This is a genomic window from Streptomyces sp. NBC_00273 (genome assembly GCF_036178145.1).
In the GTDB taxonomy this organism is placed as follows: domain Bacteria; phylum Actinomycetota; class Actinomycetes; order Streptomycetales; family Streptomycetaceae; genus Streptomyces.
This window is the reverse complement of sequence record NZ_CP108067.1, coordinates 4,935,368-4,955,073: the sequence shown is the minus strand read 5'-3', so window position 1 is coordinate 4,955,073 and position 19,706 is coordinate 4,935,368. Positions and strand designations below refer to the sequence as shown.

Sequence of the window (19,706 nt, the reverse complement as noted above, 5' to 3'; positions counted from 1 at the left end):
CGGATGGCGCCCCGCCTGCTGGCCCCACGACAGAGGGATCGCTCCCCCTGTCGCCGGGCGTCGCAGGCCCGAGGAAGGGGTCGCCATCGGCGACCTGGACCTGGCCCTCGCCGACCGCATCGACGCCCTGACCCGCCACGCCGACCAGCTCCGCCGGGAAACCCACGACCAGCGCAGCGCGTGATCCGCGGTACCGCTGCGGCACGGACCCGGCACGTTGTGGCACGGAGCAGCCGTCGTCGGCGCCGTTGCCTTCCTGCCGTAGCCCTACGCGTCGACCGCAGCAGGGTCGAGGGAGTCGGCGTCCTCCATGAAGGACAGCATCCGGGCGTTGACCACGTCCGGGTGGTCGATCTGCGGGCCGTGCCCGGTCGCGGTGATGATCTCGGCGCGGGCTCCGGGGACGAGGCGCGGTACGCGTTCCAGCTGTCGCTTCGGATGCACGAGCAGGCTGTGCTTGCCCATGATGACGTAGAGCGGGGTCCGGATGGACCGCAGCGCGTCCTCGGCCAGCGGCAGGGGTGCGGGGCGGCGGATCCGGTACGCGCGGGCGCCGAGCTGGATCCACTTGCGCATCTCGGGTACGGCGATGACCGGCTGGTCCAGCCACTTGGCGAGCCGGGGGCGCAGCGCCTTCGGGGCGAAGGTGGCGAACAGGCTCACGAAGACCCAGGCGAAGAAGCGCAGGCCGACCTTCTCCAGGCCGCCCGGGTCGAGGGCGGTGACCGAGGCGAGCCGTCCGGGCCGCCGGTGGGCCTGGTTGAGGACGAGCCAGCCACCGTAGGAGGAGCCCACGAGGTGGACCCGGTCGAGGCCGAGCGCGTCGAGGGCCTCGTCCATCCACTGCGCGGCGCGCTCGGGCTGCCACATGGGCTCGCGGTGGATGCTGCGGTTCGCGTCGCCCGGGGTGTCGAGGGCGTAGACGGGGCGGTCGAGGCTGAGCCCGGGGGTGTTGGGGTACCACATCGCCGAGCTGTAGCCGGCGCCGTGGATCAGGACGATCGGCGTCCGGGACTCGGCCGCGGGGTCCGCGGGCCCGTACCGGTAGACGTGGGTGGTGCCGAAGCTCGTCTCCACGTCCGTCTCGGAGCGGGCGGGTGCCCCCATCGCGTAGAGCACGTCGGCGGCGGCGAAGTAGCGGTCGCGCAGGGCGTCGTTGACGTAGCGGCCCACATCGCGGCGTACGCGGGCGGTGTTCTCGGGCACGGCGGCACCTCCTGTGAAGATCCGTTCTTCGTGGTACGACCGTACCATCAATGTGGTACATCGGTACCATGAAGGGGTTCGGGTAGCCGAGCGCGAACCCGTCATCAACACGCGGAGACACGGGAACATGCCGAAGCGGGTGGATCACGAGGAGCGGCGCGCCCAGATCGCCGAAGCGCTCATCCAGGTGGCGGGGCGGCGCGGGCTGCACGCCGTCGGCATGCGCGACGTGGCCGCGGAGGCAGGCGTGTCGCTCCGGCTCGTGCAGTACTACTTCGAGACCAAGGAGAAGCTGCTCTTCTACGGCCTCCGGCACCTGACCGACCGCTTCACCGCGAGGGTGCGCGTCCGGCTGGCCGCTGCCGGCCCGGACCCGGGCCCGCGCGCCACGGTGGAGGAACTGCTGCTGGCCTCGCTGCCGACCGACCAGGAGAGCCGCACGTTCCACCTGCTGTACAGCTCGTACGCGATCCTGTCGGTGACCGACGGGGCGCTGGCCGCCCAGCCCTTCATCGACAACCCCGACGCCGCGGAGCACGCCCTGACCGGACTCCTCGAACAGGCGCAGGCGTCAGGCGTTGCCGACCCGGGCGCCGACGCGTGCACGGAGGCGATGAGCCTGCTCGCGATGGCGGCGACCCTGGGCACCAGCATCCTCGTGGGCCAGCGGAGTGCGGAGTCGGCGATCGCGGTGCTCCGCTACCACCTGGGCCGGATCTTCACGACTGCCGGGACGTCCGGGAAGGGAGCGGGATCGATCTGATGGGACGCGAAGCACTGGCACGCGGCGCCGGGTGCGGTGTCGAGTCGGGGATACGGAGCGGCACTGCCGGACGGGGGGTTTCAACATGTACGTAGGGGAAGAGGACGCATTCGATCCGGGCGAAATGCTGAGCCTCTACGACTCGGTCGGATGGGAGGGCTACACCCGCGACGTCGACAGGCTGTGCCGGGGCCTGGCCAACTCCCACCTGGTCATCACGGCACGAGACGGGTCCGGAACGCTCCTCGGTCTGGCCCGAACGATCTCCGACGACGAACACGTCTGCTACGTCCAGGATGTGGTGGTCAACCCTGCGCATCACCGGCAGGGCGTCGGCCGGTCCCTGGTCGAGCACCTCATGCGGCGGTACTCGCACTGCCGCTTCTTCGTCCTCTCCACGGACCACGAGTCGTCACCGGAGGGCAAGCGCAACCACGCGTTCTACCGAAGCCTGGGTTTCCTGTCCTACGAGGAGAAGGAGATGGCGGGCTTCGGGCTGCCCAGGAACCGCCCCGACCTGCGCAATGCGGCCTCCTGACCGGATCGGGCAACACGGCAGCCCCAGGTCGCCGAACTGGGTATTTGTCGTGGAGCGGAGGACGGGAATCGAACCCGCGCCATGAGCTTGGGAACCGCCCGGAACGTGAACCCGCGTACGGGTCAGGGGCGATGTCGATGGGCGGGGTGCCCCGTCGTGCGGGTGTCGGCTTGGCGCACCGCTTCGTGGACCGCCGTGGAAGCGGCCCGCAGGAGGGTCGTTCGACGAGCCCGGGCGGAACCGACCGCCAGGTTCGCCGCCGCCAGGACGAGACCGAGCCAGAACACTCCGACCCACAGCGTGTCCGTGCCAAGGCGTTCGGCGACCCACCCGCCGAGCGCTGGCCCGAGGAACATCGCGACGGTCAGGCCACATCCGAAGACTCCCTGGTACCGGCCCCGGGCGCTGGCCGGCGACAGCTGGGTAGTCAGCGCGGAGTTCGCCACGGTCATCAGCATCTCGCCGAGGGTCCAGATGGCGACCGTCAGCGCGTACGCACCCAACGTGTCGGCGAGGGTGACCAGCCCGAAGCCGACCCCGATGAACATGACCGAGGCGGCCAGCACGCGCTCCTGACGGAGCCGGGCCACGAGCCCGGGCAGGAAGAGTTGACCGACGACGATCAGCGCCATGTTGACCACGATCACCTGACCGTACGACGTCACGTCCAGCCCGTCGGCAACGAGGGCGACCGGGAGCATCTTGTTGGTCTCGATCATCGTCCAGCCGAGCAGGGTCAGTCCGACGAAGACCATGAAGGTCCGGTCCCGGAAGACGACGCCGAGCCCGACCGGGCCGGCCTTGGCCACCTGGGCGGCCGGCCTGGTCTCCGGGACCTTCAACGCCAGCATCAGCGTCGAACACAGCAGTACGCCGGCGTTCATCGCGAACAACAGCATCGGCTCGATCCTGGCCAGCAGGCCGGCGAGCAACGCTGCGGCCCCCGATCCCAGGTTGAACGCCCAGTAGTTCAGGTTCAGGGCCCGGACCCGGTCGGCATCGGCGACGACGTCGATGATCGACGCGGTGAACGCCGGCCGGACGATGCCGAGGAACACCCCGAGCACCCATGCCAGGACCAGGACGGCTGCCTGGCTGGTGACCCAGCCCAGGGCCAGCATCGTCATCGCCGCCGGCACGGATGCTCCGAGCATCGCCGGGCGCCGCCCCCACCGGTCGGCGATGATCCCGCCTGGAAGCGCCCCCACGGCGGTGCCGATCCCGCCCAGACCGATGACCAGGCCGGCGTAGGAGGCATCGAAGTGCCGGACCGAAAGCAGGTACACCCCGAGGTAGATCTGAGCCACCGCGCCGGTCCGGTTGATCAGCGACGCTGTCCACAGGTACCAGAAGGTGGTCGGCAGTCCGCCAGTGGTCTGCCGCAACCAGCCGATCATGCCGTTGCCGGTGACACCTGGGCCGCCTGCCGGCCGCCACGACCGACGAGGGCCTCCTCAGCGCCCTCGCGGGTGGGCTCGAGGACGGCTGGCAGCCCGGTCGAATCTGCAGAGAACGAAGAAGGCAAAGAAGGCAAGGGACGGCTCCTCAGGGCACGGTCGCGGGTCAGCGGGTCCGACACTACGAACCGCCGCCACCCGAGTCCTGGTCCACATTCGGCAAACTGGACCAATGACCGGAACTCGAAATCCCGGAATCGCCTCCGCTCTGGGTAGCTGGCGGCAGGAACCAGGACCTCTCGCGGAAGCACTCAGCGCCGCAATCCGGGACGCCGTCATCGACGGACGGATCCCCATCGGCACGCGACTTCCCTCCGAACGCGCCCTCGCCACATCCCTCCAGATCAGCCGCGGCACCGTGGTCACCGCCCTGGCCGCGCTCCGCGACACCGGCTGGCTGCGCACTCACCACGGCAGCGGCAGCGACGTCCGGCTCCCACCGGAAATCACCGAGCGCACTGCACCCTGGTCAATGGACCACGGGGACGGCCTTGACTTCACCCGCGCGGTGCCCGCCGCCCCCCAGGCCGCCTACTTGGAAGCATCGCGCAGAGCGGTGGAACGATCGGCGTCCCTGCTGATGGACGCGGCCGAGCCCGACGCGGGTCTACCGCAGCTGCGGGAACTGCTGGCCGACCGGTACACCCGCGAGGGCCTACCGACCCGCCCCGATCAGATCCTGGTCACCTCGGGCGCCAGGGCAGCCTTCACCCTCCTGGCCGACCACCTGCACGACCGCGCCCGCCCCGTCCTGGTGGAGAGCCCCACATACCAAGGCGCACTGGCCGTCCTGCGACGCCGCCGCGCCCGGTTGGTGGCCTCACCCGTCACCTCCGACGGCTGGGATCCGGACCACCTCACCCACGCCGTGAAGACGGTACGGCCGGGACTGGCCTACCTGACACCGGACTTCCACAATCCCACCGGCGCCCTCATGTCCGCCGACCTGCGCGACCACGTGGCCGAACTGGCGGCCCGCAACGACATGACGATCATCGGCGACGAAACCCTGCGCGACCTGGACCTGCGCACCCCACCGGAGTCCGTCCCGCACCTGACGGGCAGAGCCGTCATCTCCATCGGCTCAACGAGCAAGCTCGTCTGGGGCGGCCTGCGCGTCGGCTGGCTGCGCACCGACGCCGCCGTCATCCGCGAACTCCTGCACAACCCGCTCCAAGCGAGACTGTCACCGCCGCCGCTGGAGCAGCTCATCGCCTGCGAACTCCTGGCCGACCCGCAGGACCTGCTACACGACCGGCGTGACCGACTCCGCGCCCAGCGCGACCACCTCGTGGCCTTGCTGGAGGGTGTCGGCGGATGGAGCTTCACGCGCCCTCCGGGCGGCCTGTGCCTGTGGCTGCGGCTGCACGACACGACCGCCACCGCCTTGGCCGCCCGCGCAGCCCGCCAGGGCCTGAAACTCTCGCCCGGGCCGACCTTCTCCGCCGACCGCACCCTGACCCGCTACCTGCGGCTCCCCTACACGGCCACCCCCGGAACCCTGACCCGCGCGGTCGCCGTACTGACCGAACAAGCGACGACCCGCGAGCGGCCCGCCCGCTCACGCAGGGCGTGAAGGCCGGCACCACCGAATCCCTCCCCCGGTGGAGTCAGGCGGATTCGGTGGGGAGGCCGGCCTCCACCCAGTCCTGGATGCCTTCGCGGTACTTGCGAACGTCGGTGTAGCCGAGGGCGGTGAGCCGGTCGGCGACCTGTCCGCTGTTGGGGCACGCCGGGTTGGAGCAGTAGGTGACGATCGCAGCGTCGCGGTCGGGGAGCAGGGCGGACGCCTGGGCGTCCACGTCGGCCGAAACCAGCGTGAGCGCGCCGGGCAGGTGTTGCTTGGCGTAGTACTCGCCGCCCAGCGTGTCGATCACGGTCACACTGCCCGCGTCTATCGCCGTCTTCAACTCGTCGCGTGTGATGAGTGCGGTCATGCCACTGCCTTTCAGAGAACGGACTATAGTCCGGTTGTGGCTCATGACGATAACGGACTGCAGTCCGATTCTGCAATGCTGTTGGAACTCCTGCGCACCCCGCCGCCGAAGGAGCAGGCGCGCTCGGCGCGCAACCGTGCCGCCGTGCTGGAGGCGGCCGCTCGTCTGTTCGCCGAGCACGGGGTGGAGGCGGTCTCCATGGATCAAGTGGCCGAAGCCGCCGGCGTCGGCAAGGGCACCCTGTACCGCCGCTTCGGCGACAAGTCCGGGCTGGCCGCCGCACTTCTTGATGCCCGGGAACGCGTGCTGCAGGAGGCGATCCTGTACGGACCGCCACCGCTCGGCCCCGGAGCCGCCGTCACCGAGCGACTCACCGCATTCGTCAACGCCTACTTCGACTATCTGCTGGAGAACCTGACGCTCATCCGCACCTCGGAGACTGCCGCGGTCGGCGCCCGTTACCGGATCGGGGCCTACCGGTTCTGGCACCGCCACACGACGATCCTGCTGGCCGCCACACCCGACCCCGACCCCGAGCCCACCGCCCACGCCCTACTTGCCGCGCTGGCCGCCGAACACGTAGCCGCACTCCTGCCGGAACTCGGCGAACAACGGATGCGAGCAGGCCTCATCCGCCTCGTCCGCTCGGCGACGCAAGTCCCCGGCCCGTAAAGGTCAACCCAGTGCCATCCCGTTCCCCGGCGGTGCGGCGGTCGTGCGGAACGGGCCCCGGGGACCGCTTCCGGCCGCTACGCTCGCGTGCACTGATCGGACGACCGGGGCGGTAGCACGCGGGCGAGGAGCTCTGGGACTGGGAGGACCGCGTCCTGGCCAGTGCGTTGCTCATCGGACCCCGGCACGACGAAGCCGCCCTCGCCCTCATTGACCCCGGAGCGGACCTCGGGGAACCGGACCCGGACGCCGAACTGACCGGGGCGCGGATGCTGTTGGAGCACCTGCCCGACGACGTGACCGTGCTGACCCCGTCCACGGACGTCTCCCTGGAAGGACTCGGGGCGAAACTGCGGGAGTTGCGGGAGTTGCGGGAGTTGCGGGAGCGGGGCGAGGGCAGCGCCGTCATCGCCTGCCACACGGCGGAACAGGTGGCCTCCCCGCTGAAGGGCGGAATCGTCCTGCGTCCCGCGACCGACGACGGGGATCCCGAGGCGGCGGCGCGGGTGCTCACGGCGGGCATGCTCTTCGGGGAACCGGGGCGCTTCCCGATGCCCCGGCAGGTGTCGATGCTGTGCTGCGACAGCGGCGACCTCGGCCGGACGGTCAGCGGTGAATGGCTCGTTCTGGGAACCGCGATGCTGTGGGCGGGCTCCGACCGTCTCGTCGTGACCTCGTATCCGACCGTCGACGGCGCGGAGGGACAGGACCGGGACAGCATCATCGACCGCCTAACAACGACGAAGGCCCAGGTCGTTGACCTGGGCCTTCGTATCTGAGCGGACGACGGGAATCGAACCCGCGCCATAAGCTTCGGAACCTACGCTGCCTGCGGCCTTGACTGAGCCCCTGACCTGCAGTGATGGTCCCCCCAAGGGCCCGTTTGGAGGCGGCCCCTGCACCCGTGTTGCCCGCTGTTCACCGCTCGTGGCCTGCGCGAGATGGGCAGGCCAAGGAGCGCTCGACCGCGACCGTCGCCCAGGTCGACGCCCTCGCCGAAGCCATGGGCCCGCGCTGGCGGCTGATGGTCTACTTCTGCGCCTACGGCCCGATGCGCCCGGAGGAGCAGGCGGCCCTGCGCCGGACCTCGGTCACCCTCGATCCCCTCGCCGTACGGATCACCGAGGCCGCCCCGGAACTGAACACCGGCCGCCGCGTCGAAGGCGACACCAAGTCGGCGGCGGGCGTCCGCACCATCCACCTGCCGGCCTTCCTCTCCATGGAGGTCAAGCGGCACCTGGACTGGTTCGCGGAGAAGGAGCCCGACGGGCTGCTGTTCGTGGGGGAGAAGGGGGCGCCGTTCCGGCGCACGTCCTTCGGCCGCAAGTGGGCCAAGGCCCGCGCGAAGGTCGGACTGTCGAAGGACTTCCGCTTCTACGACCTGCGCCACACCGGCCACACCCTCTCCACCCAGTCCGGCGCGACCCTCAAGGACACGATGGTCCGCGCCGGCCAGTCCTCGGAGAAGGCCGCGATGATCTACCAGCACTCCGACGACGAGCGTCAGCAGGAGGTCGCCGGGGGCATCGACGCCCGGGTACGCGCTGCCCGCGTCAAGGGAGCGGTGAAGAGGCAGGCGAAGGGCGCTTGACGATCGGTGGGGGAGGGGAGGGAGGCGTCTCGCCTTCCTCTCCTCACCGGCTCTCTGGGTGCCGTTGGACCCGAACAGCAGCGGCGGCGCTCGTCGATGGCCCGTCTACGGCCGTGCCGTGTCGAGAGGAGACTGGCGCTCAGACACACCTCCATGCGTCGAGGAAGGCTTTCCGCTCAGCCGGATCAGCTGATTTGTGGTCCGCGTGCAGGACCCGCCAGGCGGTGAGTTCGAGATCCCGGAGCCACAGCTCGCCGATGACCTGCGTCTTGAGGTCGGGGAGGTGGTCGGATTCGGCGAGCGCCTGGCCGATTACCTCTCCGGCTGCGACGCGCTGGGGCGGGGTCATCTCGTCGACAGCCGAGAGGATCTGACCGGCCAGACCGGTGCCTTCTCCGGCCAGCGAACTCAGCACGAACGTCTTGATGTTGGCGGGCAGCAGGTAGAGGGAGCCTGAGGTCCTCCACAGGTCCGACCAGAAGCGTTCTCCGGCATCGGTGGGAGCGGGGAGCGCGGCCAGCAGTCCGAGGAGGTGCGCGGTGGCCGCGTACCCATCGGAGTGGGCGGATGCGACGACGGCGATGTCGGCGACGCGCTCGACGTCGATTCGGCCCGCTTCGAGGCGTGGGTCCAGTCCCAGTCGCTGTTCCAGCTGGTGGGAGAGGGGGGCGGATGCGTGGGAGCGGAACTCGGGAAGCATCGGCGGTCCTTGAACGTAGGAGAGCGGAGAGGCCCGTTCGGAAGCCCTGATCGTTCCCATGGCCCGCCGACTTACACGACTTCCACGGCCCCAGTTGGGGGCAGGCCTCCAGGACCGGAACCATGTGCGGCTGAACAGACCGTGTCCGGCGGTGCTGGCCCGGTGGTCCGAGGCAGGCCTCGGGCCATGCTCCTGCGGGCAGGCTCCTAACATGAGCACGTGGTTGCCAGTGACGCCCAGCAGTCCGAGGCAGGAAGGGAAGCAGTGTCCCGCGACGACGTCGAAACCGGCGGTGTGTCTTCCGCACCGACGGTCGGAGGCTGCGAGGCAAGTGGTCCTCCCTCCGGATCGCACCGTGACAAGGCCGCCGAGGACTCCCACCCGGTTGCCGACCTGGTCGAGCGAGCGGCCGATCTGGTGGAGCCGATCAAGCCGAAGCTACGAGGCTGGCTTCACGCCGGAATGGTCCCCGCATCGCTGGCCGCGGGCATCGTCCTCATCTGCCTGGCTGGGACGCCGCACGCCACCCTGGCCTGCACCGTGTACTCCGTCACCGCCTGGATGCTGTTCGGGACGAGCGCCGTCTACCACCTGGGGACGTGGGGACCACTCGGTGAGGCCGTTCTGCGTCGCCTCGACCACGCCAACATCTTCCTGATCATCGCCGGCACCTGTACCCCGCTTGCCGTGCTCCTTCTCGCCCCTGACCAGCGGTCCGTCCTGCTGTGGATCGTGTGGACGGGCGCTCTGGCCGGCATCGCCTTCCGTGTCCTGTGGGTCGGAGCTCCCCGCTGGCTGTACACCCCCTGCTACCTGGCCCTGGGCTGGGCACCGGTGCGTTACCTGCCCGACTTCCTGGACAGTGGTGGGACGCCCGTACTCGCCTTGATCGTGACCGGCGGGCTTCTCTACAGTGCGGGCGCGGTTGTCTACGCCCTTCAGCGCCCCGACCCCTCGCCCCGCTGGTTCGGCTTCCACGAGGTCTTCCACGCCCTGACCGTGGCAGCCTTCACCGCGCACTACATCGCCATCTCCTTCACCGTCTACTGAGCACGGCAATGTTCTGCCCGGGGCTGCTGTCGCCCTGGGGCGGGCGAGTTGCCGGCTGGCTTCGGGTCAGGGTGCGAGGGGGCGGCGGAGGGAGAGGTAGTAGTTGCCGACGGCGGACAGGTAGCGGTGGTCAGCCGTTTCGCTGTCGGTGGTGAACTGGGGAGCGGCTTTGATCTCTTCCCGGGTCCCTGTCACCCTTACCGTCCGTGTTTCGGTGTCGATGCCGGCGACGGCGCCGGCCGGGATCAGAATGCTCTTGCCGAACACCCACACGCCGGTGTCGACGACCAGGTGTTGCATGCCGGGCTGGTCCTGCTGGCGGTCCACGTGCCCGATGGTTCCGTCAGCCGCCTCAACCGTGAACCCCACCAGTGACTGCCGGGACGTGTAGCCGCTGTCCTGCGCGTACATCCACACACCGCTCACAACCCCGTCTCCTCACTCTCGGCTCGAAGGCGGCGGCCACAGCCACACCGCCGGCTTGAATCGTCCATCCCCATGCCCCGGTGCTTGCCTCGTAACCGGGTCCTCAGAGGATTCCGGGCGCGCGTGCTATGCCGGTGACCGGGCAGCGTCCCCGAGTAGGGCCGATGCCTGCTGTTCGGGTGAACCAGTCAGGCAGCGCGGCCTGCGCGGGCAGCAGCAGCCACCTGGCGTGCGGGTCCTCGGGCAGGGTTGAGCACGGTCGGCCCCGCGGGTTTCCCGGATCTGTGCCGGCCGTGGTCACAGGCTGCGACCCCAGATGGATGGCTTCGCGACGAGGCAGTGGGGGCCGACCGTAAGGCCTCGGGCGCTCGGAAAGAGCGTCAGGAGAAGTTCTCGTGGAGGGGCCGGTCCCACGGTGTCGGAGGAGGAGAGGAGCGGTCATGCCCCCAACCGAGGAGCGAGATCCAGGCGCCCATCAGGGACGCGCCGGCGGAGAGCAGCTGGTGGAGGTGGACCTTGCGGGCGTGCTCGCGGCAGCGGAATCCGCCTCCCCTGTGGAGTCCCTGGACGTTGTCGCGCGGCTGCTCCGGGACCGCCTGCAGGCTGCCTCGGTCTCGTTCCTGATCGTCGACTTCACCGGTTCGTCAGTGGTGCGGCTCGGGGCAGCCGACAGCGTCGAGTCCGACGAGCCCCCTGAGCGCGTCGCTCTGCCCGGCACCCTCTACGCGGACGCGTTGCGCACACAGCGGCCGGCCCTCCAGCGAGAGGGCAACAGCCGGGTCAGGGTCGTGGCGCCCGTCACCAACCGCGGCGACGCCATCGGCCTGCTCGAACTCTTCCTGCCGGATCACCCCGACGACTTCGCGATGAGGCAGATCGGCGCGACCGCTCACGCCCTGGCCTACATCGTGATCGCCAATCGGTCCTTCACCGACGTCTACCAATGGGGTCGCCGTACACGGCCCCTGAACCTGGCCGCCGAGATCCAGCACCGACTCCTGCCCACCTCACTGGCGTGTGAGGCAGCCCAGTTCACGGTCGCCGGAGCGCTGGAACCGGCCACGCACGTCGGCGGTGACACCTTCGACTACGTCGTCGACCGCGACACCATGCAACTCTCCGTCACCGATGCCATGGGCCACGACGTGGAAGCCGCGCTACTCGCCACCCTCGCAGTGGGCGCCCTTCGCAGGGCCAGGCGTGCCGGCGCCGAGCTCGAAGTACAGGCCTTGGAGGCCAACCGGGCCGTCATCGACAACGGCAGGCGGGGCTTCGTCACTGGGCAGCTGCTGCGCATCAGCCTGCTCGACGGGACCACTCAGTTCGTCAACGCCGGGCATCCCTGGCCCCTGCGCCTCAGGCGGGAAAGGGTCGAGCAGATGGTTCCCGAGGTCGATCTCCCCTTCGGTATCCAGCCGCGTACCGACTATCGGGTGCAGCGGCTGGACCTGCAGCCGGGTGACCGCCTTGTGATGCTCACCGACGGCATGCTCGAGCGCCGCGCTGTGGAGGTCGATCTGCCCTCCCTGGTTGTGCGCACGGGCGATCTCCACCCCCGCGAGGCCTCCCGAGCTCTGGTCGCCGAGATTCTGCGCGCGCATGGCGGCCGTCTCGAGGACGACGCGACGGTCATGTGCCTGGACTGGCACGGTACCCACCAGGTCACACGCAGCGCTGACGCCGGGGCGGACCTGGCGGAGGCATCCGCACCCGAATAGCACTCCTTCGACGACCGAGGCCCGCCGATCCCGACGGGCACACTCGGGTCAGGCCGAGGACGGCGGCGCGGATGATTCGGCGGCGCGGCGGTACTCGGCGTTGATGCGCTGGGCTTCCTCGAGCTGGTCTTCGAGGATGATGATGCGGCAGGCGGCCTCGATGGGGGTGCCCTGGTCGACGAGTTCCCGGGCGCGGGCGGCAATGCGCAGCTGGTAGCGGGAGTAGCGGCGGTGGCCGCCCTCGGAGCGGAGCGGGGTGATCAGGCGGGCTTCGCCGATGGCGCGGAGGAAGCCCTGGGTGGTGCCGAGCATCTCGGCGGCCCGGCCCATCGTGTAGGCGGGGTAGTCGTCATTGTCGAGACGGCCGAACGAGTCGTCTGCTGTCATTGAACCTCTCTCGTGGAACGCGTGGAGGGGCCCTGGTGCCGTACGGCACCAGGGCCCCGAAGGAACTACTACACCATCTGTCGGCCCTGATACTGCGCCGACCCTGTGTTTCCGCCGACCCGACCGAGATGCTGCCGGGAGTGCGGGGATCGCGGTTGCTTGACCGGAGACCACCTCACTATCGATGTCCTGCGGTACCCGGGCTCAAGGCTTCCGCCCGGGCGATCCTGATGGTGCTCGGCTCCTCCGTTCTTCCCTCGGTGAGCAACTGCTTACTGCTGGTACTGCTGGTACTGCTCTACTGCGTACTGCTGGTGGCCTGTGTCAGCGCCACTCTTCGGCAGCCAGCCCCGTTGCCCATCTTGCGTCTGCTCTGGCTTAGAACCCCACTGCCGAACTTCCCGGTGCGCGCGTCCGCAGCCGACGCCTTCACCGAGGTGCTACTCACTTACTTCACTGCTGGGTACTGCGAACTGCACTTACAGGTACTGCCACTGCGTTAACTGCTGGCACTGCTCACGGCGGCCCCTGATGACTGCGGGCCACCCGGTCCGGTCGTCAGTCCCGTCGCCGTCCTGCAACAACCCTGGCTTCGGAACTCCACCACCGCACCGTCCTGCGCACTGCAACTGCGGGTACTGCTGCCCGGCAGTTCGTCTCTGCCAGGCCCTGCTGTCTCTCTGGGCTACGAGAGAAACCATAACCACGCCACAGCCCAATGTCTACTCCGGCCGTCATAGATTTTCGTGTGGCGGGTGAGGAGGTAATCGACCTCGAACGCACGGTCGCTCCTGTCGATGCGCAGCACAAGGAGCAGCTAGGGGCGGTCAACGGTGTGTGCCTCATCGAGGGCCAGAGCAACGGTCGAGAGCGTCGCGGCACACCGGAAACGGTGTACTGGAGGATGGAAGAATCGTTTTGACGAACGTGACGGACGATCATTGGACGGACTCCAGCTGCGGCGCACAGGCCGGCAGCGGCAAGCGCAGAGCGGTTGGCCGTCTTCCGGAACAAGCGCGCCGAAGGCCTTCCCGTAGCCCGGCACACGCCCGTGACCGGATTCCCGGAGAAGCGACGGACCAGGGCACACCCCTGTACACGCAGCTTGCCGAGGGATGGGCGGCCCGCGGCGCCGCCGTCCCCGGCCTCCCCGACCCGCTGTGGCAGCGTCTGGCCTCTTCCGAACACCTCAGGCGCGAGACGGAAAGCACCTTGCGCCAGCTCCACCTGGCGGGGGAGGCCCGCCCCGTGGATGGCTCAGCCGAGTCGGTTCAACCGGAGGCACTCCCGTGAACCACGCTGCACTGGTGTGCCGGGGCTGCTTCGGCAACCTCTACGCCGTCTCCACCGACTGCGCCCCCGCCGCACCCTTGCCTACCTGGGAAGTCGACCACGACCACACCCCGGCCAACTGTCCCCTGCGCCCTCTCCTGCCGCTGGAAGGTGCGGCCGCTCACGTCCACGAGCTCCCCGACGCAGGCCACGTCCTGACCGAGCCGGCCTGACACGATCCCGGCTCGTCACCACCTCGCTCCGGCTCGCTGGCACGGTCCCTTCCATGAGGCGCCGCGCGGACCGCTGCGGCATCGAGGCCGGCTGGCCCATGGCCGAACGTTTCGCCCCGAGCGTCACCCCATTGCCGGCCTGTCTGTTTGGGAGGGATCCCACCGGTCATACGGGGTTCTGTAAGACCTTTCCATCGAACAGGGAGTGATCAGCTGTGTCTGGTGAGCAGAAGGCCGAGGCGAAGGGCGAGCAGGCCAAGGGCAAGCTCAAGGAGACCGCTGGCCGTCTGACGGGCAATGAGCGGATGACCGCCGAGGGCCGCGCGGAGCAGGCCAAGGGCGATGCCCGCGAGGCCAAGGAAAAGATCAAGGACACCTTCAAGCACTGACCCCTCGTGTGCACGGGGCCGGGACCGCAGGAGCGGTCCCGGCCCCGTTGCATGTCCGCGCGCAGCCGGCTCCGGTCAGGCGGCGGCGCGCTGAGGCTGGCGCAGTTGCGCCTGTCCGAAGAGGAGTGCGTAGTCGTCGGGGAGTCGCTGGAGGACGCGGGCAAGGAGGTCGGGTCCGGCGAGCGCGGTGACGGTGGCGAGTACGGCGCCGGTGTCCCAGCGGGCGATGGCCGGGCTCACGCCGGTTCGTGCGGCCAGGTCCTTGACGAAGCCCCAGCCGGTGAGCTGCTCGGTATCGGGGATCTGGGCGGTCAGGGTGAGGGCGGCTTCGACGGGCAGGCACTGGGCGAGGTCGACGCGCTCGTCACCGGTGACCTGCCGGCCGAGCGCGGCAAGCACGGTGCGGACGGCTTCTTCCGCGCGTTCGCGGGTGGGGTAGGCGCCCTCGTAGCGGACGCGTTCCAGCATCTGGTCGAACGTCATGGCGGGGGTGGGCCGGTCCGGTCGAGGCTGGTCGTACATGGTGCTGCGGTTGCCTTTCTCTTCGAAGGTTCGAGTTCCGGCCGTCGGCGCCGGTCAGATGGGCTGGGGGTGGCCGAAGAGGAGGTCGTAGCCGGGCGGGAGCTGGATCAGGACCTCGCGCATGAGGACGTCACCCGCCGCTGCGGCCACGGTGGAGAGGACCGCGCCGATGTCCCACAGGGCCGTCTTCTCGGTGGCGCCCTCGATCCAGGCCGCGGTCGCGCGGACGAAGCGTTCGGGTGAGAGCGGTTCGGCGGCCTGCAGGGGATTCAGAAGGATCAGGGCGTACGTCTCGGGGAGCCGGGCGGCGAGCTCGGCCCGCACGGTGCCGACCAGGTGCGCGCCCAGTAGGGCCAGGACGACGCGCGCCGCCCGTTCGGCTTCCGGCAGGGTCGTGTACTCGCCGCGTTCCTGGACGTGGGCCAGGAACGCCTCCCTGCGTATCGACATCACGTCACCTCCGGGGAGGGGTGAAGGGGCGAGGGGCGCGGAGGACGGGGTGCCGGAGGGGGATCGGTTCCCCGTCCTCCGCCGCTTTGGGGCCGATCAGCCGGAGATCTGCTTGCGGCCGGATTCGCCGCCGATGCTGATCTTCCGCGGCTTGGCGCGCTCGGCGATCGGGATCCGCAGGGTCAGGACGCCCGCGTCGTAGTCGGCTTCGATGTGCTCGGTGTCGAGGGTGTCGGCCAGCATGATCTGGCGGGAGAAGACGCCCAGGGGCCGCTCGGAGAGCTCCATCTGCACTCCGTCGGACTTCCCCGTGGGCCGACGCTCGCCCTTCACCGTCAGCATGTTCCGCTCGACGTCGATGTCGATCGCCTCGGTGCTCACGCCGGGGAGGTCGAAGGCGATCACGTACACGTCGCCCTGACGGTAGGCGTCCATCGGCATCACCGACGGCTTCGACCACGTGCCAGACGTACCCGACAGCTGCTGGACGATCCGGTCCATCTCGCGGAACGGGTCGGTGCGCATCAACATCGCGAAACACCTCCAGTTGGTTCAGGCAGAAACTGCCAATGCGCTTCAACGTGCCTCCGTTGTAACATGTCATCGAAACGATGACAAGTAAGTAGTCATCTGGAGGATGACAAGCCAACGGAGAGTCCCATGAACGAGGCCGAACGCGAGGCCACCCCACCGCCCACCCAGGTCCCCTTCCTCGCCGCCGCGGCGGCACTGGAGACCATCGACCAGGCCCTGCGGGACGCGCAGCGACCCTCCGCAGCACCAACGACGGCCCCGACGGGGCGCGCGCCGGACCCGGGTCCACACCCGGCCCTGGCCGCGCTGTTGCTGCTGCGCGAAGTCCGCGAGCAGCTCGCCGACTGGGAGAGCGGGCTGATCGAGACCGCCCGCGGGCGAGGCGCGAGCTGGGCCGACCTCGCGGGCCCGCTCGGGGTCGCCAGCCGCCAGGCCGCAGAACGGCGCTACCTGCGGCTGCGCCCGGGAGCGGTCGGGAGTACCGGCGAGCAGCGCGTCCAGGCCATGCGCGACACACGCGCCGCCGACCGCACGGTGACCGCCTGGGCCCGCGACCACGCGGCCGACCTGCGCCGTCTCGCCGGCCAGGTCACCGCTCTGACCGGTCTCCCCGAGGGTGCCGAGGGCGCCGTCGGCGACCTGAACCTGGCCCTCGCCGACGACGACGCCGCCCGCCTCGTCCGCCCTCTGATCGACACCCGTGCCCACCTGCGACCCGAGGACACCGAGCTCGCCGAACGCATCGACGCCCTGACCCGGCACACCGACCGGCTCCGCCAGGAAACCCACGACCAACGCAGCACCTGACCCGCCCCTCCCCCGAACCGCCGACCGGACCACGGGCTTCGGGGGCCACGCCACGAACCTGGGAGTGACCCACCATGGCCGAACGCCCTTCCCCGGAGGCCGGCGGCAACGCCATCGCCGTGGAAGTCTTGGAGCACGCCGTTGCCATCAGGCCCTCGGGCGAGATAGACATCGAGACGGCCCCCGCCCTGCGGTTCGCCCTCGCCGAAGCCCTCACCCACGCCTCGCCGGCCAAGCCCGTGACGGTCGACTGCAGCCGCGTCTCCTTCTGCGACTCCTCCGCGCTCAACGCACTCCTCGCCGCCCGGCGCGCAGCACAGGAGACCGGAACCGTCGTTCGCCTGGCAGCCCCCAACCACCAGCTCCTGCGCCTCCTGGAGATGACCGGCACCCTGCCCCTCTTCCCCGCGGACCACGACCCGCCGCCCGGCGACCGCTCTCCGGAGGGATGGCCGGACGGCCTGCCTCAATAGGCACACCGGTCGCGTACGGGCGCCGCCCGGGTCACCGGCGGGGACGGTCGCCTTCCGGGGCCAACCCCCTGGCGCCGACCAGGACCGAACCCTCGGGCCACCCTCGCTGAGGTGGGCTGGAGTGGGGGTGACACTGCTTCGGCGCCAGCCGGTCCGAAGTTTGGCGTGCTCGCCGAACGTCTGCTTCGCATGGCGCAGGACCCGGCCGGTGTGGCTACGGGGCCCCGGCCGGGTCCTGCTTGCGTGGGGCAACCGTCGTCGTACCCCACGTGCACTGTCACATGTGCCCGGGTGCGCGTCCTGCTGGGTGCAGCGGGTGGGTGACCCGGTGGGCAGTACGGCGGCGTCGGCGTGCGCGGCTCCTGCTCTGCCCTGACCATAGGCCCGTACTGTCCCTCCCCCTGTCCGTCAGGAGTCTCTCGTGCTGGAACGCGCCGTGCGCGCGCAAGAACCGCGCCAAGGTCACTTTCGTTCTGCCCGCCGACACGCCTGCGGCCGAGGTGAGCGTGGTCGGCGACTTCAACGACTGGTGTCCCGGCGTGCACCCTCTTACCCTCCGCAAGGACGGCAACCGCGCGGTCACCGTTGAGCTGCCCACCGGCAGCAACCATTCCTTCCGCTACCTGGCCGCCGGTGACTACTGGTTCAACGACGACACCGCCGACGAGCAAGACGGCCCCAACAGCCGTCTCCGCACCTGATCGCGTCTGGCAAGTGCTCTCCGATGCCGGCTTCCAGAAGATCGCTACCGCCGGCGAAGGTGCGCACCTGATCCGGCATAGCTGCGGCGTCATGGTCGGTTGGCTTCCGGCGGGACACGCTGCCGCGAGTAGTGGGCGAATAAGTCCGGGCAGCCGCCGTCCTGGGCGATGAAACCGAGCTCTTCTCCGCGTTTAACCTTCACGACGAGGCCTCCCACTCCATGCGGAACGCGGAGGGTAATCGCCCTGGTTCGTGACTAGCCGGGCCGCCTCCACGAGAGTGCCGTGGTCGACGAGCTCCCGGACGCGGGCGGCGGTGCGCAGCTGGGTAGCGGGAGCAGTGGCGGAGGACGCCGGCGAGCGGAGCGGGTGATCAGACAGGCCTGGAGAGGAAGAGGGGGCGGAACGAAAGGAGGGGCCCCGTTGCGTTCAGCACCGGGGCCCCGAAGGAACTGCTACACCATCTGCCGGCCCTAGTCCTGCGCCGGCCTACTGTTTCCGCCGACCCGTCCGAACGGGGACAGGCTGTGCGGGGATCGCGGTTGCTCGACCGGAGACCACCTCACTATCGATGTCCTGCGGTACCCGGACTCACGACTTCCGCCCGGGCGATCCTGATGGCGCCTCAACTCCTCCGTTCTTCCCTCGGTGATCAACTGCTTACCAAACGGGAGAGACTGCGAACTGCGGGTTACTGCACTCACTGCGGTACTGCTCTACTGCGTACTGCTGGTGGCCTGTGTCAGCGCCACTCTTCGGCAGCCAGCCCCGTTGCCCATCTTGCGTCTGCTCTGGCTTAGAACCCCACTGCCGAACTTCCCGGTGCGCGCGTCCGCAGCCGACGCCTTCACCGAGGTGCTACTCACTTACTTCACTGCTGGGTACTGCGAACTGCACTTACGGGTACTGCCACTGCGTTATCTGCTGGTACTGCTCACGGCGGCCCCTGATGACTGCGGGCCACCCGGTCCGGTCGTCAGTCCCGTCGCCGTCCTGCGACAACCCTGGCTTCGGAACTCCACCACCGCACCGTCCTGCGCACTGCAACTGCGGGTACTGCTGCCCGGCAGTTCGTCTCTGCCAGGCCCTGCTGTCTCTCTGGGCTACGAGAGAAACCATAACCACGTCACAGCCCAATGTCTACTCCGGCCGTCATAGATTTTCGCGCCCGTCGAGGAGAGCTAGACCTCTGCGGTGGGACCAGATGTGCAGAGCATCCTGCACAGCAGGTCAGGGGCTCGGACGCCCTGTCCTGTACGGCCGCCGTACCGGTGGATTCGGCTGGCCCATGGTCACCGCAGCGCCCGAGCAACCGGTGTCACCCGTCGGCCCTCCGGCGGGAAGACGGTGAGTGCTCTTCTCGACCGGTAGTCCTCCCCGTCGAGAGAACGGGACGACCGGTGCATAAACTCGGCTCCCATGTCGAAGCCTGACGAGCTGCTCGTTGACGTTGCCACCCTGGTGGAGTCCGGGCAGAGCAATCAGATGTCCCTGACCGTTGTCACCGGTGGCGCTGTCATCACCGGTCGGCTGGCACCCGAAGCCGTGTGGAGGCAGCGGGTGTCGGAGGTCCTGACGGATTCCGCCCGCCTGGGCGAGTTCGCCGCCATCTTCACCGCCACGACACCCCACGAGGGGCCGCCCACTCATCTGCACTTCCATGTGGCCCGCATCCTTCAGGGCACGGTGGGGATCCCGGAGACGGGTGGGATGTACCGCGTCTCGATCGCGGATGTCAGCGCCTGGACCATGGGCGACTTCAGCTACTCCGACCACTGACCGACATCGCGTAAGAACCCCTGGGTACGCGGGAGGGCCCGACCGGCGTGTGCCGGTCGGGCCCTCCTCGCTGTTCGGGTGTCGGCTCGCGCCGGTCCTGT

Annotated in this window: 22 protein-coding genes and 1 pseudogene; 14 read left to right on the top strand and 9 right to left on the bottom strand. The window is 69.4% G+C overall.

The features are described 5' to 3' along the window. Nucleotides 1–267: 267 nt before the first annotated feature. Nucleotides 268–1,206, bottom strand: coding sequence for an alpha/beta fold hydrolase (locus tag OG386_RS21595; RefSeq protein ID WP_328789509.1), 939 nt, complete (start codon nucleotides 1,204–1,206; stop codon nucleotides 268–270). A gap of 127 nt (nucleotides 1,207–1,333) precedes the next feature. Here OG386_RS21595 and OG386_RS21590 point away from each other — a divergent pair, with 127 nt between their 5' ends. Further along, the gene (locus OG386_RS21590; protein WP_328789508.1) at nucleotides 1,334–1,969 is read left to right on the top strand and encodes a TetR/AcrR family transcriptional regulator; all 636 of its coding nucleotides are present in this window, start codon (nucleotides 1,334–1,336) and stop codon (nucleotides 1,967–1,969) included. A gap of 85 nt (nucleotides 1,970–2,054) precedes the next feature. Then, nucleotides 2,055–2,507 (top strand): GNAT family N-acetyltransferase, encoded by a 453-nt coding sequence (locus tag OG386_RS21585; RefSeq protein ID WP_328789507.1) that lies wholly within the window; start codon nucleotides 2,055–2,057, stop codon nucleotides 2,505–2,507. Nucleotides 2,508–2,629: 122 nt separating this feature from the next. On the opposite strand, the gene OG386_RS21580 is transcribed toward OG386_RS21585, so the two are convergent. Further along, on the bottom strand, nucleotides 2,630–3,892 hold the full coding sequence (locus OG386_RS21580; RefSeq protein WP_328789506.1) for an MFS transporter: 1,263 nt from the start codon (nucleotides 3,890–3,892) through the stop codon (nucleotides 2,630–2,632). A 244-nt stretch (nucleotides 3,893–4,136) separates the two neighbouring features. On the opposite strand from OG386_RS21580, the gene yczR reads away from it, so the two are divergent. Continuing rightward, entirely contained in the window at nucleotides 4,137–5,540 is a 1,404-nt protein-coding gene (gene yczR, locus OG386_RS21575; protein ID WP_328789505.1) for an aminotransferase-like domain-containing protein, read from the top strand. A gap of 34 nt (nucleotides 5,541–5,574) precedes the next feature. Here yczR and OG386_RS21570 read toward each other — a convergent pair whose 3' ends face one another. After that, the gene (locus tag OG386_RS21570) at nucleotides 5,575–5,901 is read right to left on the bottom strand and encodes a rhodanese-like domain-containing protein (protein WP_328789504.1); all 327 of its coding nucleotides are present in this window, start codon (nucleotides 5,899–5,901) and stop codon (nucleotides 5,575–5,577) included. 36 nt (nucleotides 5,902–5,937) lie between these two features. On the opposite strand from OG386_RS21570, the gene OG386_RS21565 reads away from it, so the two are divergent. The 3 genes and pseudogenes from OG386_RS21565 to OG386_RS21555 all read left to right on the top strand — a co-directional run. Further along, nucleotides 5,938–6,573, top strand: coding sequence for a TetR/AcrR family transcriptional regulator (locus OG386_RS21565; RefSeq protein ID WP_328789503.1), 636 nt, complete (start codon nucleotides 5,938–5,940; stop codon nucleotides 6,571–6,573). Nucleotides 6,574–6,740: 167 nt separating this feature from the next. Beyond that, nucleotides 6,741–7,352 (top strand): hypothetical protein, encoded by a 612-nt coding sequence (locus tag OG386_RS21560; protein WP_328789502.1) that lies wholly within the window; start codon nucleotides 6,741–6,743, stop codon nucleotides 7,350–7,352. Between the two features lie 167 nt (nucleotides 7,353–7,519). Then, nucleotides 7,520–8,164, top strand: a pseudogene (locus OG386_RS21555) (tyrosine-type recombinase/integrase); the annotation flags it as partial. A 139-nt stretch (nucleotides 8,165–8,303) separates the two neighbouring features. Here OG386_RS21555 and OG386_RS21550 read toward each other — a convergent pair. Continuing rightward, nucleotides 8,304–8,864, bottom strand: a complete 561-nt coding sequence (locus tag OG386_RS21550) for a hypothetical protein (RefSeq protein ID WP_328789501.1) — start codon at nucleotides 8,862–8,864, stop codon at nucleotides 8,304–8,306. Between the two features lie 264 nt (nucleotides 8,865–9,128). Here OG386_RS21550 and trhA point away from each other — a divergent pair, with 264 nt between their 5' ends. Next, a complete protein-coding gene (trhA, locus tag OG386_RS21545) occupies nucleotides 9,129–9,914 on the top strand; it encodes a PAQR family membrane homeostasis protein TrhA (protein WP_189738538.1) in 786 nt (261 codons plus the stop codon). Nucleotides 9,915–9,980: 66 nt separating this feature from the next. Here trhA and OG386_RS21540 read toward each other — a convergent pair whose 3' ends face one another. Next, nucleotides 9,981–10,340, bottom strand: coding sequence for a PRC-barrel domain-containing protein (locus OG386_RS21540; RefSeq protein WP_189738541.1), 360 nt, complete (start codon nucleotides 10,338–10,340; stop codon nucleotides 9,981–9,983). A gap of 509 nt (nucleotides 10,341–10,849) precedes the next feature. Here OG386_RS21540 and OG386_RS21535 point away from each other — a divergent pair. Then, complete coding sequence (locus tag OG386_RS21535; RefSeq protein ID WP_328793309.1) at nucleotides 10,850–12,058, top strand: PP2C family protein-serine/threonine phosphatase; 1,209 nt, start codon at nucleotides 10,850–10,852, stop codon at nucleotides 12,056–12,058. Nucleotides 12,059–12,106: 48 nt separating this feature from the next. Here OG386_RS21535 and OG386_RS21530 read toward each other — a convergent pair whose 3' ends face one another. Next, complete coding sequence (locus tag OG386_RS21530) at nucleotides 12,107–12,445, bottom strand: MerR family transcriptional regulator (RefSeq protein ID WP_328789499.1); 339 nt, start codon at nucleotides 12,443–12,445, stop codon at nucleotides 12,107–12,109. A gap of 1,289 nt (nucleotides 12,446–13,734) precedes the next feature. Between OG386_RS21530 and OG386_RS21525 the strand changes: the two genes are divergently transcribed. Next, the gene (locus OG386_RS21525) at nucleotides 13,735–13,950 is read left to right on the top strand and encodes a hypothetical protein (protein ID WP_328789498.1); all 216 of its coding nucleotides are present in this window, start codon (nucleotides 13,735–13,737) and stop codon (nucleotides 13,948–13,950) included. Between the two features lie 215 nt (nucleotides 13,951–14,165). Next, a complete protein-coding gene (locus tag OG386_RS21520; protein ID WP_266594583.1) occupies nucleotides 14,166–14,339 on the top strand; it encodes a CsbD family protein in 174 nt (57 codons plus the stop codon). A gap of 75 nt (nucleotides 14,340–14,414) precedes the next feature. On the opposite strand, the gene OG386_RS21515 is transcribed toward OG386_RS21520, so the two are convergent. The 3 genes from OG386_RS21515 to OG386_RS21505 form a co-directional block, all read right to left on the bottom strand. Continuing rightward, entirely contained in the window at nucleotides 14,415–14,861 is a 447-nt protein-coding gene (locus tag OG386_RS21515) for a DUF2267 domain-containing protein (RefSeq protein WP_189738553.1), read from the bottom strand. A gap of 54 nt (nucleotides 14,862–14,915) precedes the next feature. Beyond that, the gene (locus OG386_RS21510) at nucleotides 14,916–15,311 is read right to left on the bottom strand and encodes a DUF2267 domain-containing protein (protein WP_266594581.1); all 396 of its coding nucleotides are present in this window, start codon (nucleotides 15,309–15,311) and stop codon (nucleotides 14,916–14,918) included. 96 nt (nucleotides 15,312–15,407) lie between these two features. Continuing rightward, a complete protein-coding gene (locus tag OG386_RS21505; RefSeq protein WP_328789497.1) occupies nucleotides 15,408–15,842 on the bottom strand; it encodes an Hsp20/alpha crystallin family protein in 435 nt (144 codons plus the stop codon). Between the two features lie 129 nt (nucleotides 15,843–15,971). On the opposite strand from OG386_RS21505, the gene OG386_RS21500 reads away from it, so the two are divergent. The 4 genes from OG386_RS21500 to OG386_RS21485 all read left to right on the top strand — a co-directional run bounded on the left by OG386_RS21500 (nucleotide 15,972) and on the right by OG386_RS21485 (nucleotide 19,605). After that, nucleotides 15,972–16,652: an HSP18 transcriptional regulator gene (locus tag OG386_RS21500; protein WP_266594580.1), complete on the top strand. Its 681-nt coding sequence runs from the start codon at nucleotides 15,972–15,974 to the stop codon at nucleotides 16,650–16,652. A gap of 74 nt (nucleotides 16,653–16,726) precedes the next feature. Continuing rightward, nucleotides 16,727–17,125, top strand: coding sequence for an STAS domain-containing protein (locus tag OG386_RS21495; protein ID WP_202186079.1), 399 nt, complete (start codon nucleotides 16,727–16,729; stop codon nucleotides 17,123–17,125). 539 nt (nucleotides 17,126–17,664) lie between these two features. After that, a complete protein-coding gene (locus OG386_RS21490; RefSeq protein ID WP_328789496.1) occupies nucleotides 17,665–17,826 on the top strand; it encodes a hypothetical protein in 162 nt (53 codons plus the stop codon). A gap of 1,419 nt (nucleotides 17,827–19,245) precedes the next feature. Continuing rightward, nucleotides 19,246–19,605 carry a hypothetical protein gene (locus OG386_RS21485; RefSeq protein ID WP_030755669.1) on the top strand — a complete coding sequence of 120 codons (360 nt, stop codon included), beginning with the start codon at nucleotides 19,246–19,248 and terminating at the stop codon, nucleotides 19,603–19,605. The last annotated feature ends 101 nt before the right edge of the window (nucleotides 19,606–19,706 follow it).

Excerpts from the sequence above, each read along its gene's own strand:
- OG386_RS21590 (WP_328789508.1), top strand. The coding sequence starts at position 1,334 with ATGCCGAAGCGGGTGGATCACGAGGAGCGGCGCGCCCAGATCGCCGAA.
- OG386_RS21585 (WP_328789507.1), top strand. The coding sequence starts at position 2,055 with ATGTACGTAGGGGAAGAGGACGCATTCGATCCGGGCGAAATGCTGAGC.
- yczR (WP_328789505.1), top strand. The coding sequence starts at position 4,137 with ATGACCGGAACTCGAAATCCCGGAATCGCCTCCGCTCTGGGTAGCTGG.
- OG386_RS21570 (WP_328789504.1), bottom strand. The coding sequence starts at position 5,901 with ATGACCGCACTCATCACACGCGACGAGTTGAAGACGGCGATAGACGCG.
- OG386_RS21550 (WP_328789501.1), bottom strand. The coding sequence starts at position 8,864 with ATGCTTCCCGAGTTCCGCTCCCACGCATCCGCCCCCCTCTCCCACCAG.
- OG386_RS21530 (WP_328789499.1), bottom strand. The coding sequence starts at position 12,445 with ATGACAGCAGACGACTCGTTCGGCCGTCTCGACAATGACGACTACCCC.
- OG386_RS21515 (WP_189738553.1), bottom strand. The coding sequence starts at position 14,861 with ATGTACGACCAGCCTCGACCGGACCGGCCCACCCCCGCCATGACGTTC.
- OG386_RS21510 (WP_266594581.1), bottom strand. The coding sequence starts at position 15,311 with ATGTCGATACGCAGGGAGGCGTTCCTGGCCCACGTCCAGGAACGCGGC.
- OG386_RS21505 (WP_328789497.1), bottom strand. The coding sequence starts at position 15,842 with ATGTTGATGCGCACCGACCCGTTCCGCGAGATGGACCGGATCGTCCAG.
- OG386_RS21500 (WP_266594580.1), top strand. The coding sequence starts at position 15,972 with ATGAACGAGGCCGAACGCGAGGCCACCCCACCGCCCACCCAGGTCCCC.
- OG386_RS21495 (WP_202186079.1), top strand. The coding sequence starts at position 16,727 with ATGGCCGAACGCCCTTCCCCGGAGGCCGGCGGCAACGCCATCGCCGTG.
- OG386_RS21485 (WP_030755669.1), top strand. The coding sequence starts at position 19,246 with ATGTCGAAGCCTGACGAGCTGCTCGTTGACGTTGCCACCCTGGTGGAG.